Raw genomic sequence first — 15,350 nt, forward strand, 5'->3', positions numbered from 1 at the left:
AGGCGAACCATGCAAAATGTATAAGATCTCTCCTGATTGTCCGGCGCTAACCCGACAATTCGTCGAAATGACATTCCTTTTTTTAACTAAACTCTATCTCAAGCCAGCGTTCCCTTTTTCAACTCCTTAACGGCGTGGTCGACAGCGCGGGCAGTCATGGCCATATAAGTAAGCGATGGGTTCTGGCAGGCGGTCGACACCATTGCCGCGCCATCGGTCACAAACACGTTTTTCGCGTCCCAAACCTGGTTCCATTCATTCAGTACCGATGTTTTCGGGTCGCGGCCCATGCGTGCTGTTCCCATTTCGTGGATACCACGGCCTAATACACCTTCCATGGTACGGGTTTTCACATCCTTCACCCCTGCCGCTTCCAGCATTTCCTTCGCATCGTTCATCATGTCAATGCGCATTTTCAGTTCATTATCGCGGATAATGGCGTCGATAGCCAGCACTGGTAATCCCCATTTATCTTTAGTATTCTTATCAAGGGTTGCCTTATTTTCGTGATATGGCAACGTCTCGCCAAAGCCGCCGATATTCATCGACCAGTGGCCCGGTTCGCTCAGCGAGTCTTTAAAATCGGCGCCAATTGCAAGTTCAGGAATATCCCTGCTCCACGACTGGCGCGAAGCACGCCCCTGGTACCCAAACCCGCGGATATAATCGCGTTTTTCGCCGTTCAGATTACGGTAGCGTGGTATGTAAATGCCGTTTGCCCTGCGGCCGAAATAATATTTGTCCTCGTAACCTTCAACTACCCCGCTCGCACCTACACCCAGGTGGTGGTCCATCAGGTTGTGGCCAAGTTCGCCGCTGCTGCTACCCAACCCATCAGGCCAGATATCCGTCGCAGAGTTCATCAATACCCACGCACTATTCAAAGTCGAAGCATTCAGGAAAATCACCTTTGCATAAAACTCGTAGGTTTTGTTCGTTTCAGCATCAAGCACCTCAACGCCTTTTGCCTTTTTGGTATCTTTATCATAAAGGATTTTTGTTACTATCGACCAGGGTCTCACCGTCAGATTGCCGGTTGCAACAGCGGCCGGCAAGGTGGAAGATTGTGTACTAAAATAGGCGCCAAAAGGGCAACCCAACCAGCATTTATTACGGTACTGGCAATTGGTACGACCCGGAAGCGGCTTGGTAATATTGGCCGTACGGCCAATAACCATGTGCCTCGAGCCTTTGTAATATTTGTTCACCCTTGCTGCCACATCCTTTTCGACGCAGTTCATTTCCATCGGCGGCATAAAATTGCCGTCGGGAAGAATGTCGAGCCCGTCACGATTGCCGGATATGCCGGCAAAGCCTTCAACGTAGCTATACCATGGTTCCAGGTCTTTATACCTGATGGGCCAATCTACTGCGATGCCATCCTTTAAGTTAGCTTCAAAATCCACATCGGCCCAACGATAGCTTTGCCTGCCCCACATCAGTGATCGTCCACCTACATGATAGCCACGAAACCAATCAAAACGTTTGATCTCTACATAAGGGCTTTCCTTTTCATTCACCCAATAATCAAGGTTGGTTTCGTTTAATGGGTAATCGCGTTTCAGCACCGGGTAGTCCTTCTCCATCTGCACCGTTCTCCCTCCCCTGTGCGGAAATTCCCATGGGCCCTTGTTGGCATTTACGTAATCTTTAACGTGTACTATATCCCTACCCCGTTCCAGCATAATGGTCTTGAGGCCCTTTTCCGTAAGCTCTTTCGCTGCCCAACCGCCTGATATTCCGGAGCCGATCACAATGGCATCGTATGTATTGGTATCTGACATCTTATTTTATAATTGGTTTGATAAACTAATGTAGAAAAAATATTGTTCAATCAACTATCATTGCGTCACGTTAACACTTTGTAAAAGCTGGCAGTTGTTAAATGGTAATTTACAGGTTTTATTGCTGCGGTCATTGATTAACTGCCAACCGGCTAAGCAAGTGCTTTAACCGCAAACTCCCTGCATTTCATTACTTCTTTTACAGCATCCGAGTCTTTCGGTATGTCGTACTCCAGTTCAATAGTGGCCGGGAATTTATATTTATTCTTTTTCATCAACTTAAGCACCTCGGCAATAGGTGTATCGCCCTGCCCCCACGGCGCATTCGGACCGTCATGGTATTTACGGTCTTTCAGGTGCATACTCATAATGCGTTCGTGATTTTTCAATATGAAGTCAACCGGGCTGCTGCTGGTACCGGCGGTATAGTGGCCGATGTCCAGGTTGATCGCATTATACTTCGATTGGCTGAGCGCGGTATCCCATAAAGTTGGCGTGGCTTGTGTATGGGCGTGATAACCCACGTAAATTTTGTGCTTTTCAGCAAATTCTCCAAGGCGTTTGGTTTGCGCGTCATCGGTAGGCAGTTCCACCGTAACATGGGTAACACCCAGCGCTTTGCCCGCATTAAAGGCATAATCTATTTCAGCATCGGTATTTTTAGATCCCAATGCGTTTGGTTTCCAGGCATAAATAGTAACGCCTGCATCATTATACATTTTACGCAGTTCTTTGAATTTATCCATCGAAACGCTTGCACGCCATTCCGCCACTTTCTTCGAGTGCGTCGGCCAGTCTTCGCCGCTTTCGCGTTTTGGTATGCCTGCATATGCTTCCGCAGCATCGCCCATCAGTTCAATGGCATTGATATTGCATTGCAGGATATATTGCAGCAACTGTTCGGCGCTGCCCGGCATGCTCCTGAACGAATAGGTTATCACGCCTATCTGTACACCATTGATCTTTGAATTGGGTTTTGCCTGGAAAAATGATGCGGCCAGTGACGATTTTGACACAAACGCAACGCCTGCTGCGGCCAAAGCGGTGCTGCCGATAAAACGGCGCCGCGAAATATTATGATCCTTCATAATTTGGTAAATGGTTGGTTTAATGAACTAATTTACCAAGTTACTTTTTGATTTCTACAAATCGCAATAGCAATTGTAAAAAAAGTGTTAGGTTGGTTTAGATTAGTTAATCCGTGATTAGAGATCAGGAAAAACTCTTTTAATCTGGCTGCCGACTACAAATTAACTATTCACCAGTTAACTAATCTCTAATCACCAATCCCTATTTCGCCACCCACATCAAAGCATTCAGTATCAGCTTAGCCTCCATAGGGCTGTCAAAAGTATGCGACAGCGTGGCGTTGGTATGCCCGTCGTAATCCATATCGTTATGGCCCATGTTAAAATAAACCATCTTATAGTTTTTGTTGGTCCACACAACCGGGTAATAACCACTGTGCCATATTTCTGATTGCTTTGGCCCGTTACCGAGCGGGAAACTGCTGGAGTCGATAGAAAAAAGTATTTTAATATCCGGGTTTTTGGTCAGGTCCTTTTCCCACCGGTACCATTCGTTCGGGGTGGTTTTTATGGTCGGCGGCATGTCTTTAGTTACCGGGTGGTCTCCGCCTTCGTTCCTTAATATGGCCGATGTAGGGTGCCAGGTATTGCTCACATATTGTCCTGAACCTAAAAACTCGTTATGGTACCAGTCCCAGTCAGCATTGTATTCGGATGGCGTCAATGCAAACGCCGCAAAATGAAACCCCAGCCAGCCGCCGCCGTTTTTCATATAAGTTTGAAAGGCCTTACGTTGCGCGGGGTCCTCGGGGCGCGAATCTAAAAACAGGATAACCTGGTATTTGGATAAAAATTCCGCATTCAGTTTGGTCCAGTCCTTTGTGCTATCGTAGGTGAAGTTGTATTTCTTAGCCATCTCCGGAAAAAACTTATTGGCATCGTGCACAAAACTGATGTGCGCCAGGTCGTGATATTCGTGATAGAACGCAATGACATGAAAGGTTTTATGTTTTGCATTTTGTGCGAAACCGTTTGAAAAACAAAATACAAATGCACATAAGGCGATAACGCGCAGTACGGTATGGCTGGTTTTGGTCATGACATCAGGTTGTTTGGCGTTTGTGATTATGCTGAGTTTCTGCAATGTTATTATTTCTTTTTAATTATCTGCATTCTTAAGAAGCCTTTTGGCGAACCCTCCTATGGTAAGCCCGTGAACAAGAATAGAATAAACTACGATGACATAAGTTATCAGCACAAACTCATCCCGATACATTTCAGAACTTAGCGAAAGCGCAAGCGCTACCGATAATCCTCCTCTTAACCCGCCCCACGTTAATATGGCTATCGTATTCTTTTCAAACTTGATCTTGAAACGCAGCAGCGTGATCGGTAAAAACACCGATACCCATCGGGCAAATAAAGCTACGCAAATGCCGATTATACCTATAACGAAGATAGTTGTATTCGTTTTAATGACCAGCATTTCGAGCCCGATAAGAAGGAAAAGTATGGCATTTAATATTTCGTCTATCAACTCCCAAAATTTGCCCAGGTAATCGCGGCTTGTTTCTGAAAGTGCCTCGGCTTTTGCTTTGTTGCCGGTTATTAGTCCGGCAACTACCATTGCCAGCGGACCGGAAATATGCAGGTAGCCTGCAAGAAAATAACCGCCGGATACAATGGCAAGTGTAATCAGCACTTCCACTTTATAATCATCGATTGACCGCAGGGCGTAGTAGCCTATATAACCTAATATTGCCCCGAATAACAGGCCACCCACGGCCTCCTGCAGGAAAAGTTTACCCACCGAAATAAGGCTGACACTTGCCGAACCCGGCTGAGCGGCCTCAAGCAGCGTGACGAAAATAACAACGGCTACGCCATCGTTAAATAACGACTCGCCGGATATCCTGACTTCAAGTGATGAAGGTATCCTGGCTGCCTTCAATATGGCAAGTACAGCAATAGGATCAGTCGGTGAGATCACTGCACCAAAAAGCAGGCAATAGATAAAAGGTACAGGGAAATTAAACAGGCGAAACACCTCCCACATGACGACGCCTACAATAGTTGTTGAGATCAATATACCTATGGTAGACAGGGCCAGCACAGGCCAGGCCTCTTTTTTTAATTTAGCGGCGTCGATATGTATTGCGCCGGCAAAAAGAAGGAAGCTAAGCATGAAATTCATCAGCACATCACGGAAATCGATCGATTCGGCAAGTTGCTTTGCCCTCAATGTGAGCGAAGGATATAAATGCCCGGCGAACGCAAGTATTAACGAACTTCCCAGCGACAGTATCATAATGCCTATGGTCGGCGGCCATTTGATGAACCTGTGATTGACGTAGGCGAATACCGCGGCAAGCACGATTGTCGTAGCAAGTATTTGACTGAAGTTCATTTGCAACTTTAGATGTACCCGGACAATATAGGAAAAATTAAAGGGCTATCGAGCCCGTAAGATGGTGACGCTATCTTGTTGTACGAGGGATCAATGATGCGCTGCCACCATCTTAGCAACTTCCGATCCGGCCAGTAAAAAGGCGCCTACCCCGTAAACTTCGGTATCCTCGGCTGTTACCTTTTCGGGCTTTTCGCCTATTTGCTGTACATACCCCAGTTTGCCATCGGGTTGAACGCAGCCCATCAGCGCCTTCCACGCTTTTTCAACCACTTTATGATATTTATCATAAGGCAACAGCCCATTATTTATACCATAGGCCAAAGCATAACAGTAGAACCCTGTACCGCTGGCCTCTTTAACCGGGTAGCTTTTAGGATCAAGCAGCGCCGCGTGCCACGTTCCGTCCCGGTTTTGCAGCGAAGCGATCTTTTCAGCCATTTTTTGATATAACTCAACAAACTTCGCGCGCCCGTGGTAATCAGAAGGCATGTTATCCAGCACCCTCACCAGGCCGCCCATTACCCAACCGTTCCCGCGCGACCAGAATACCTTTTTGCCGTTAGCTTCTTTCTGGGTAAAGAACCTGCTGTCGCGATAGTAAAGATTTTCGTCCTTGTCGAAAAGATAGTCAGTTGTTTTCCACCACAATTTACTGGTTATATCAAGATATTTTTTCTCGCCGGTAACCGTGTACAAATATGCCAAAGCGGGCGGGCCCATAAACAGGGCGTCGCACCAGGCCCATTCCCGGCTTGCTATATTGTTTTTCCATTCCAGTGATTCGGTATGCGGTTTAGCTATAATACTATCGGCCAGTGCTTTAAAATGGGCTATCATCCCGGGTTCTTTATAGTTGCTGTAAACCTGCGAGTACATTTGCGCCACACAATAGTCGTCGGCCATAAAGCGGTTGGGGCCTGTGTTCCATTTCAGGCTGTCGCCAATGTTTTTCATCTCATGCAGGTAGATAGAGTTATCCCCTATTTTATACAGAGCCATATACCCGGCATAACCGGCGCCCATTGTCCAATACCATTTGGGGTGTTTGCGCCCATGCTCCTGCCATTCGCGTAATTGCCAGCCGGCCACTTTATCCATGATACGCAGAACAGAATCACGGTCAACTTTTTTTCGGGCGTATACGACCTGGAAACTGATGATCGTTAATAACAGGACAATGACATATTTTCTCATAGTAGTCGGTTTGGAAAATAAAAGTATAAATTATTACCAGATCAAGTTTATATAAAAGTATTGTTTGCCGATAATTGTTCATTCAAATAAAAATATCCATTTGTCCAATAAACCCTAAGTAGTTCGTCAATCGGTCAAAACCAAAATTAAAAAGCTATGAAAGAATTTGTTTTGATCTTCAGACTGGAAGAATTACCCGAAGCTAATTTCCCGCCCGAAGAAATGCAGGTGCGAATGGGCGTGTGGGAAAATTGGGTTAATGGCATCATCGCCAAAAACATCCTGGTTAGCCGGGGCAACCGATTAAGTAAAGAAAGCCGTGTTATCCGGGATAAAAAATTGATCACCAAAGGGCCTTATGTCGAATTGAGCGAGATCATCGGCGGCTATATCATTATCAGGGCAAACTCGATTGACGAAGCCGCCGAAATTGTGAAAGAGGCGCCTATCGTTGGCAAGGGTACCATCGAGGTTCGGGGAATTTATGCGGGTGATAAATAAAAAGATGCCGTAACCTGTCCAATAAGCGCCCGGCCGGTCGTCATTCAGTTATAAAACCAAAAAATTAAAGACATGAACGAATTTGTATTGATCTTCAGAAATGACTTCCGGCCCGAGCTAAAATTTTCGCCGGATGAAATGCAGGCTATTATGCAAAAATGGCAGGCCTGGATGGGTGGTATAGCCGCTGACGGTAAACTGGCCAGCACAGGCAACCGGCTTGGCGCCGAAGGTAAAACCATAAAACCGGGCAATTTGGTAACCAACGGACCTTATGCCGAAATAAAAGAGATTGTTGGCGGTTATATTATTGTAAGCGCAGATACCATTGATGAAGCTGCTGATATAGCTAAAGGCTGCCCTATATTAACCGTTGGTGGCAATGTTGAAGTAAGGGATATTGTCCCTATGAGCCGTTAATTATAAACCGTTAAACTGAAAAAAAATGAAAGAGTTTGTATTACTGTACCGGTCGGAACCCCTGGGAGAAATTAAAATGACACCCGAAGGCACAATGGCCGTTTCAAAAGAATGGGAAAACTGGATGGGCGGTATAGCCGCACAAAATAAACTGGTATCCAACGGTGCACGCTTAGGAAACGAAGGGCGCAGCCTTAAGCCGGGTATTGTAGTTACCAATGGCCCTTATGCCGAAATAAAAGAGATACTCGGCGGCCTCAGTATCATCCGGGCCGAATCAATGGAGGAAGCTACTGAAATTGCCAAAAACTGCCCTATACTGAACGTAGGCGGAAATGTGGAAGTTCGGGAGATCATTCCGATGAACAGTTAAATTTAATTTTATGCCATGCTTCTGCCGGTAAACATACCCGGCAGAAGTTTATTCTATTTATGCAGGACAAAGAGCTGATACCGCACTTATACCGTACCGAGTTCCGAAAGATAGCAGCCGTATTATGCCGCCTGTTTGGTATCGAGCATATCAGCATAGCCGAAGACATTGTAGGCGATACTTTCCTGCTGGCTGCGGAAACCTGGGGATTGAAAGGAGTTCCGCAAAACCCACCCGCCTGGTTGTATACCGTTGCTAAAAACAAAGCAAAGGATTTTCTTAAACGTAATACGATATATAACGAAAAAGTATCGCCGGCACTTCAGTGCAATACTGATGAATCGTTTGAGATAGATGTCGATCTTTCCAGCACCAATATCAGGGACAGCCAGTTACAAATGATGTTTGCTATTTGCCACCCGGATATTCCGCCGGAGTCGCAGATAGGCTTATCGCTCCGCATCCTTTGCGGTTTCAGTATCGACGAAATAGCAGATGCTTTTTTAACCAACAAAGAAACCATTAACAAAAGGCTGTTCCGCGCACGCGAAAAATTGAAGCAGGTAAAAGTAAAGATCGAGATGCCATCGGTTACGGAGATCGGCAAACGGATAGAAAATGTGTTAACCACCCTTTACCTGCTTTTCAACGAGGGATATTATTCATCCAACCGCAATACCGTGTTGCAAAAGGATCTGTGCCTGGAAGCAATGCGCCTTACGCACATGCTCACCGAAAACGTAAGTACCAACCAGCCAGGCGTAAATGCGTTATTATCCCTGATGTGTTTCCACGCATCGCGTTTTGATGCGCGCACCAATAAAGATGGCGAACTTATACTTTATGATGAGCAGGATATTGATTTGTGGGACAAAGAGTTAATAAAAAAAGGCGAATATTATCTTAATCTTTCAGCTAAGGGCGATGAGATCACAAAATACCATATTGAAGCGGCCATTGCCTACTGGCATACCGGCGAAAGAGACAGCAGCGAAAAGTGGGAAAAGATACTCAGTTTGTATAATCGCCTGCTGATGGTCGAGTATTCGCCTATCGCAGCGCTTAACCGCACTTATGCATTGGCTAAAGTATACGGAAATGAAACCGCTATCATCGAGGCTGAAAAACTTCACCTTACTAATAGCCATTTATATCATATTTTATTAGGTGAATTGTACACTAACATTGACAAACTAAAGGCCATTGATCACTTTAATTTAGCTTTGAAACTAACTAAGCCCATCGCTGATAAAAATGTGATCAGGAAGAAAATAGAGAAGTTGAAAATTTGATTTAAAAAACCATGTCATCTCGAATGATAATGAGAGATCTTAAACGCCCGGTACCGACCCATCCGCCTGTTTAAGATTTCTCCTCGCTCCGCTCGTTCGAAATGACATTTTTAATAAATTAGCTCTATGCCTTACAACGAAAAACTTGCCGACCGTGTCCGCGAAGTATTAGCTGGTATCCCAGGGGTGGAAGAAAAGAAGATGTTCCGCGGTGTTACTTTTATGGTAAACGATAAAATGTGCGTTAGCGTAAGCGGGGATGAATTGATGCTTCGCCTCGATCCCGGCCTGACCGAACAATTGGTTGAAGAGCCCGGTACCCGCCCCATGGTGCACGGTGGTAAACACATGAAAGGTTTTATTTATATCAGCGAAGAACGCTTCCGCAACCAAAAAGATTTTAACCGTTGGATCCAGCTGGCGCTGGATTATAATCCGAAGGCGAAATCATCAAAGAAATAACATCATCAACAAAAATATCATTTCAGTCCCGCTCATTAACGAGGAGGAATCTTAACTCAACACACTAAGTGTTCACGCCGCCACCCTTTGCCAAACGCGTAAAATTGTAAGTCATTCATTATCAACCTATTCATAAGTCAGAAATCGCAAAAAGTGCCCCATTTTTAACATTTCCGTGAACACTATTTTGATTATTACGCTGTATTTCAATTGGTTATACTGTTCACGGGTACCCTCATTTTGCTGCCATTTTTTTCGGTATAGATCTTCAAAACGCCAAAAAAAGCCAAAAAAGACGAAAACAACCCAAAATGGACAAATATAATCTTCTCCTGCCAGGCAGCTATACCCGTTTTGTTGCTTGTAGGTGGGAAAAACCTGCGGTACTTGAATAGGTATTTTTTGAAAATGGATACACTAAGGGAAATTCAGCATTCCCCTTAGTGTATCGTTCACCGTCGGCAAGCAATTTGGGTTTTACTTTATAACCAACTCCGCCAAACTGCTATTATCCTTCCCATAGATCTTCGCTATCGCCTTTACCACTTTCCCCTTTCCAACAGCAACCGGCTTGGTGTACAAATGTGCCGCCGTAAACGATGGCGTCGAATCGTCTGTTGTGTAATATATCTTAGCTCCCGGGGTAGCGCAGGCGATAGTAACAGTGCCTCCATTAGTGCTTATGGCTGGTTTTTTTACAATACCTACATATTTTGCCGTGCGGGCATCATGTATCACACCCTTCCAGTTCATCCCGAAGCCGAAGTCATACGTGTGATGGTCGGCATCGGTATAACAGGTCATATCGTGCGGGATGTCCTCGTCCTGCAGTTCTACCGTTTTCATATTCGCCGGCATCTGGAACGGCAATAAACCCGACGGTTCTGCCGCGCCGGTGATAATGTCCAGTATCGCCTGGTTCTGCACGCCAAAGCTGACCACAATGGCATTGGCGTCCTTTTCAAACTCAGCGGGTATGGCAGGCTTACTGGCCACCATTACCACAATAACCGGTTTGCCTTTCATCGCTTCCCTGGTTTCGCGGATGGCTTTCAGATCGGCGTAATTCCCCGCCGTGATCGTTTTATCCTTGTAGGATCGGTTATCAATACCCGGTTCAACAGGGTCGCCGGCTGCTATGCTATGTGCCCTGGCATGGGTTGCTTTATACTCTCCATATTGCAGCGTGATCGGGACATAGCCGTTGCCTCCACGGGCCACATCATCCTTGTCATAGCCTGCACCTCCGTACGGACTACTGATAAAAACAATAGCGCAATCCGCTTTGGACGGATCATCGGTCGACTTAAAATACTTGCTCAGCAATTCCGGTTTCACGGCTTCATCCCAACGCTCTTTAGATGGCGGCCCGAAAAAGCCCTGCATCGACGGCGTGTATTTTTTAGGCAGATACACGGTGATATCCTTCTTCAACGGTAAAACATGGTTGCTGTTCTTCAGCATCACGATCGATTTTAATTGCGCGTTGTAGCCCGCAGTCATAAATTCGGGTTTGCCCACAGTTGCTTTGGAAGCCTCCACATCCAGGTAAGGGTTCTCAAAAAGCCCTGTCCTGAAGATATTCGTCAACAGCCTCACCGCTGATTTTTCGAACCGGGCTCGCATAAAAGCTTCACCATGTTCCTTTACCCCCATATTGTAAGCCTCAATAACCGGTTTTGAGTCATTGTTACCACCAAACTGGTCTACCCCTGCCATCAGTACTTTGTAATGCCTTTCAGCAACACTCTTCGTCTCCATTCCCCACGATTTCCCCGCGAAAATATCTGGTGTTTTACCTTCGTCAGCTGTTACGCCCCAATCGGTACAAACAACACCTTCATAGTGATATTTGGTGCGCAACAAGTCGGTTATCAGGTATTTGTTATAGCTGTTGCCCTCGTTCTCCTTATTTTTGGTATCCCTTCCGTACGAAATTGTATAATAAGGCATAACCGCTGCCGACATGCCCGTTTTGCCGTGCAGCTTCAATGCACCGTCAACAAATGAGATCAAATGCTCATCAAAATTATTGCCCGGATAAACTGCAAACTTACCATAAGCAAAGTGTGCATCCCTGCCACCTTCTTCAGGTCCACCACCGGGCCAGTGCTTCATCATGGCGTTAACGCTATGATATCCCCAGCCATTTTTGATCTCGCTGCTGCCGGTTGAAGTTTGGAAACCATCCACATAGGCCCTTGCCATAGCTGCTGCCAGTTGCGGGTCTTCACCAAAAGTACCGTTAATACGCACCCAGCGCGGTTCCGAACCCAGGTCTATCTGTGGTGATAAAGCCGTGGATATACCCAGTGCACGATATTCCTGCGCGGCTATATGGCCGAATTGCTGTACCACTGCGGGATCAAACGTTGCCGCCAAACCCAATTGGTCGGGCCATTGTGATATTTTGCCGCCTGCCCCTGCTGTATATTCCACACCCGAATTGGTGCTGTGCCGCGGATCGCTGCTGTTATTAGCTGGTATGCCAAATCCTTCACCCTCAACCAGCGCCTGCACTTTGTTGTTCCATTTAGCGGCAACTTCCGGGCTTTGCACCGACGTGATGAGCACGTGCCTCAAATTATCTTTGATCAAAAAATCCTTTTGCTGATCGGTTGGTTCCGATGCGTCCATGCCGTCAGCATAAGGTTTACCGTCGTAAGTCCCTGCTCCAAATCCGCGCGGCGACATAGCGGGAAGGGCTTGGTGCGCGCTGTAGAGCATCAAGCCTGCTATCTGTTCAACCGATAATTTCGAGGCAAGGTCTTTCGCCCGTTCGGCTACCGGCAAGCGCCAGTCTTCATACTTGTCCAGTTTGCCGTTCTTGTCCAGGTCTTTAAAGGCCAACCCATCCACCGTCAATATTTTTACGCCGGATTTGGACGAGTAGCCCAGCGTGGCCCCGTTCACGTTTTTTACCAGTGTAATACCATCGACTTCATCGGTGGCGGTCCATTTGTGGTCTATCTTATTACTGGTAACAGCCGTAGCCAGGGCCAATAATGATAATGAGCCTGCAGCGTAATAAAGCGCGGGGCGGGTAAACAGTTTTTTCATAAAGAATATAGATAATCGGTTTAAAATCTATTGTGTTATAATGACACAAACTAAAGGTATATAATTGATTGAAATAAACCGAATGTAATAGATGAAAAAGATGAGGATAAAGATGGATAACCATTTTTTACCGACCAACTGTAAGGTTAACCCATTCCATACGACAAACCGGTAAAAATTCTTTTATATCGATCGGAACTTTACATGAAAAGAATCGGGGGAAGCTGTCGCAAGGCTACACTGTATATTTTAAAAAACAAGGGCAAGGCCCTTTCCTTTTCAAGGAAGCTTTTTTTGGCTTATCACCTGCTTATCTGCGAACCCTGCAGAATGTTCAAAATCCAAAACGAAAGGATAGACCAGGCGATGAAGGAAATAAGCATAGACATTAAAAAAACATACGATATAGACAAATCATGAAATCAACCAAGATCATTTACTGGACGTTCACCGTCCTTTTATCGGCATTTATTGTTTCGGGGGCCATCCTGGATATTTTGAAAGGCCCAGATGTACTTGCGTTTTTTAAACACCTGGGCTATCCGGATTATTTCCCGCAGTTTATAGGTGTGCTGAAAATATTGGGCATAGCGGCGATACTTACCCCGGGCATACCTAAAGTTAAAGAATGGGCTTATGCCGGACTCGCTTTTGATGTGACCGGTGCGCTTTCATCACACCTGTTGAATGGGGATCCGCCAACCATTTGGATGCCTGCATTCATAGGCCTTGTGCTGGTTACAGGTTCCTACCTGTTCTACCGGAAAAAATTGAAATTATCTTTAAAAATAACAGAATGAAAACATCTAACTTATTATATAACAATACTCCTGCCGTTGTAGTTACCACTTTAGGTTTAGCCATTGTTTTGCTTTGGTTCGGCATTTTTAAATTTACTGGAACCGAAGCTCATAATATTGAAGGCCTGGTAAGTAATAGCCCGTTAGTGAGCTGGATGTACAAGTTGTTTAGCTTAAACGTAGTGTCGGGCATTATTGGTGTATTGGAAATATTATCGGCGGTTGGCCTTACGATAGGTATATTTTATCCCCGTGCAGGTTTATATGGCAGCGCTTTGGCTGTAATTATTTTTGTGGTCACCTGTACTTTTTTACTTAGCACACCTGGAATAGTTGCTAAAGTAGACAGTATGTGGGTACCTTCCGACACCGGATCGTTCCTGATCAAGGATATAACCCTCCTTGGGGCCTCTCTATTTCTTTTGTCGTATTACGCTAATAAATTATGATGAACTCACGCGTTGCAATGCTGCTTCTCCTGTTATCTGCTGTTACCGAATCGTGCTGGAACGTTTGCCTGAAAAAATCAACCGGTTTTACCGACTGGAAAGTTATGGGGCCGGGGATATTGTTTATGATAACCGGCATCATCATGTTCAAAACATCCCTCAAAATCATACCGCTCGGTGTGGCTGTGATGATATGGAGCGGTGTATCGCTGGTGCTTACTATCGGCCTGGATGTACTATACTTAAAAACCAGGATCGATTGGCTTACCGCAGCGTTTATGGTGATGTGTATGGTTTCAATTATTGGTTTAAATTATGCTTCCGGCAGGTAAATTTCCTAAATTTACGCTTCCAAATCCAATACCCATGAAACCATTTGAAGTACCTTCCTATGACCAGGTTGCCGAAGAGGCACGCCCAGCCTTCGACCGTTTTATTAAATTAACAGGCAAAATGCCGAACCTTTATGCCACTATTGGTTATTCGGCCAATGCGCTTAACTCTTATTTGCAATACGTGAACGAGCAGGCCCGCGGCACTTTTCATGCAAAAGAACGGGAGGCTATTTACCTCATCGTGTCCCAATTTAATGGGTGCGAGTATTGCCTGGCATCGCATACACAATCGGCCATTAAAAATAAATGGACGGAGGATGAAACCCTGTCCCTGCGTGCAGGTACTTATCCTGATGCGCGCTGGCAGGTCATTTACAAAGTGATCAAATCCGTTATCGAACAAAAAGGTTTGGTTAGTGACGGATTGCTGGATGAATTTTTCGCGCTGGGGTACGATAAAACAGCGCTAATTGACCTGATGGTACTCATCAATGTGATGAGCTTTACCAACTATACCTACCGGTTGACACAAATACCTATCGATTTTCCGTTGGCAAAAGATATATAAAAAAGAAGGCCCCCTGATATTCGGGAGGCCTTCATCAAACTAAACCAACAACTTATTATGAAAACAGTCTTTATAGTTCGGATTTCGGATGTTCATTTTCATCCATCAACTGACGGATCCTTTCGGACTTTCCGACTTCCGGTCTTTCGGACTTAACTAATTTCTTCCGGGGCCTCGAGCCTTTACCAAATCACAATATTTAATCTCACAGCTCTCGGCGCCCGGTCAAATTACTTTACCGAGATCTCTCTCGATTGAATTTTAGCTTCTTCTTTCTTAGCCACGTTCAGCTTCAGCACGCCGTCGGTATATTCGGCATCTATCTTGGCATAATCAGCTGTTTCGGGCAAGGTAAACGATCTTGCAAATGAATTGTAGCTGTATTCGCGTTTGCTGTATTTCTTGCTTTCGTCCACATTTTCGGTTTTCTTTTCAGCAGATACGCTCAGTACGTTTTTGTCAAGGCTGATCTTGAAGTCTTCCTTCTTCAGGCCGGGAACAGCCAGTTCGATATGAAATTCGTTTTCAGTTTCGGCGATGTTTACCGCAGGAATTTTGTTTACGAACCTGTCTGCCAGTCTTGAATCATTGATCAATGAATCAAATACATCATTAAACCAGGGATTTACTTCTCTTTTCTGTCCGTTGTTAAATTTTACCAATGTCATTTTTAT

16 protein-coding genes are annotated in these 15,350 nt (G+C 45.3%); 9 read left to right on the forward strand and 7 right to left on the reverse strand.

Annotated elements, in window-relative coordinates; all coding sequences use genetic code 11:
* Positions 1-98: 98 nt before the first annotated feature.
* The 5 genes from VL525_RS22225 to VL525_RS22245 all read right to left on the reverse strand — a co-directional run bounded on the left by VL525_RS22225 (position 99) and on the right by VL525_RS22245 (position 6,416).
* A complete protein-coding gene (locus VL525_RS22225; RefSeq protein WP_325389862.1) occupies positions 99-1,784 on the reverse strand; it encodes a GMC family oxidoreductase in 1,686 nt (561 codons plus the stop codon).
* Positions 1,785-1,936: 152 nt separating this feature from the next.
* Positions 1,937-2,872, reverse strand: a complete 936-nt coding sequence (locus VL525_RS22230) for a sugar phosphate isomerase/epimerase family protein (protein WP_325389864.1) — start codon at positions 2,870-2,872, stop codon at positions 1,937-1,939.
* A gap of 202 nt (positions 2,873-3,074) precedes the next feature.
* Positions 3,075-3,911 (reverse strand): ThuA domain-containing protein, encoded by an 837-nt coding sequence (locus tag VL525_RS22235; RefSeq protein WP_325389865.1) that lies wholly within the window; start codon positions 3,909-3,911, stop codon positions 3,075-3,077.
* Between the two features lie 60 nt (positions 3,912-3,971).
* Entirely contained in the window at positions 3,972-5,219 is a 1,248-nt protein-coding gene (locus tag VL525_RS22240; protein ID WP_325389867.1) for a sodium:proton antiporter, read from the reverse strand.
* 90 nt (positions 5,220-5,309) lie between these two features.
* Entirely contained in the window at positions 5,310-6,416 is a 1,107-nt protein-coding gene (locus VL525_RS22245; RefSeq protein WP_325389869.1) for a glycoside hydrolase family 88 protein, read from the reverse strand.
* 156 nt (positions 6,417-6,572) lie between these two features.
* On the opposite strand from VL525_RS22245, the gene VL525_RS22250 reads away from it, so the two are divergent.
* The 5 genes from VL525_RS22250 (at position 6,573) to VL525_RS22270 (ending at position 9,464) form a co-directional block, all read left to right on the forward strand.
* On the forward strand, positions 6,573-6,917 hold the full coding sequence (locus VL525_RS22250; protein WP_325389871.1) for a YciI family protein: 345 nt from the start codon (positions 6,573-6,575) through the stop codon (positions 6,915-6,917).
* Between the two features lie 72 nt (positions 6,918-6,989).
* Positions 6,990-7,337: a YciI family protein gene (locus VL525_RS22255; protein ID WP_325389873.1), complete on the forward strand. Its 348-nt coding sequence runs from the start codon at positions 6,990-6,992 to the stop codon at positions 7,335-7,337.
* Positions 7,338-7,362: 25 nt separating this feature from the next.
* On the forward strand, positions 7,363-7,710 hold the full coding sequence (locus tag VL525_RS22260) for a YciI family protein (protein WP_325389875.1): 348 nt from the start codon (positions 7,363-7,365) through the stop codon (positions 7,708-7,710).
* Positions 7,711-7,769: 59 nt separating this feature from the next.
* Positions 7,770-9,002 (forward strand): RNA polymerase sigma factor, encoded by a 1,233-nt coding sequence (locus VL525_RS22265; protein ID WP_325389878.1) that lies wholly within the window; start codon positions 7,770-7,772, stop codon positions 9,000-9,002.
* Between the two features lie 126 nt (positions 9,003-9,128).
* Positions 9,129-9,464 (forward strand): TfoX/Sxy family protein, encoded by a 336-nt coding sequence (locus VL525_RS22270; RefSeq protein WP_325389880.1) that lies wholly within the window; start codon positions 9,129-9,131, stop codon positions 9,462-9,464.
* Between the two features lie 477 nt (positions 9,465-9,941).
* Here VL525_RS22270 and VL525_RS22275 read toward each other — a convergent pair whose 3' ends face one another.
* Entirely contained in the window at positions 9,942-12,524 is a 2,583-nt protein-coding gene (locus VL525_RS22275) for a glycoside hydrolase family 3 N-terminal domain-containing protein (protein WP_325389882.1), read from the reverse strand.
* A gap of 416 nt (positions 12,525-12,940) precedes the next feature.
* Here VL525_RS22275 and VL525_RS22280 point away from each other — a divergent pair, with 416 nt between their 5' ends.
* The 4 genes from VL525_RS22280 to VL525_RS22295 are packed head-to-tail and all read left to right on the forward strand — an operon-like array spanning position 12,941 to position 14,676.
* Entirely contained in the window at positions 12,941-13,324 is a 384-nt protein-coding gene (locus VL525_RS22280; protein WP_325389884.1) for a DoxX family protein, read from the forward strand.
* Entirely contained in the window at positions 13,321-13,773 is a 453-nt protein-coding gene (locus VL525_RS22285) for a DUF417 family protein (RefSeq protein WP_325389886.1), read from the forward strand. Before VL525_RS22280 ends, VL525_RS22285 begins: the two co-directional genes overlap by 4 nt.
* Entirely contained in the window at positions 13,770-14,105 is a 336-nt protein-coding gene (locus VL525_RS22290) for a DMT family transporter (protein ID WP_325389888.1), read from the forward strand. Before VL525_RS22285 ends, VL525_RS22290 begins: the two co-directional genes overlap by 4 nt.
* A 34-nt stretch (positions 14,106-14,139) precedes the next feature.
* Positions 14,140-14,676, forward strand: a complete 537-nt coding sequence (locus VL525_RS22295; protein WP_325389890.1) for a carboxymuconolactone decarboxylase family protein — start codon at positions 14,140-14,142, stop codon at positions 14,674-14,676.
* A gap of 230 nt (positions 14,677-14,906) precedes the next feature.
* Here the strand turns inward: VL525_RS22295 and VL525_RS22300 are convergent, their stop codons facing one another.
* Positions 14,907-15,344 carry an Hsp20/alpha crystallin family protein gene (locus tag VL525_RS22300; protein WP_325389892.1) on the reverse strand — a complete coding sequence of 146 codons (438 nt, stop codon included), beginning with the start codon at positions 15,342-15,344 and terminating at the stop codon, positions 14,907-14,909.
* Positions 15,345-15,350: the final 6 nt, after the last annotated feature.

The sequence above is a fragment of the Mucilaginibacter sp. genome, assembly GCF_035492695.1.
GTDB lineage: Bacteria > Bacteroidota > Bacteroidia > Sphingobacteriales > Sphingobacteriaceae > Mucilaginibacter.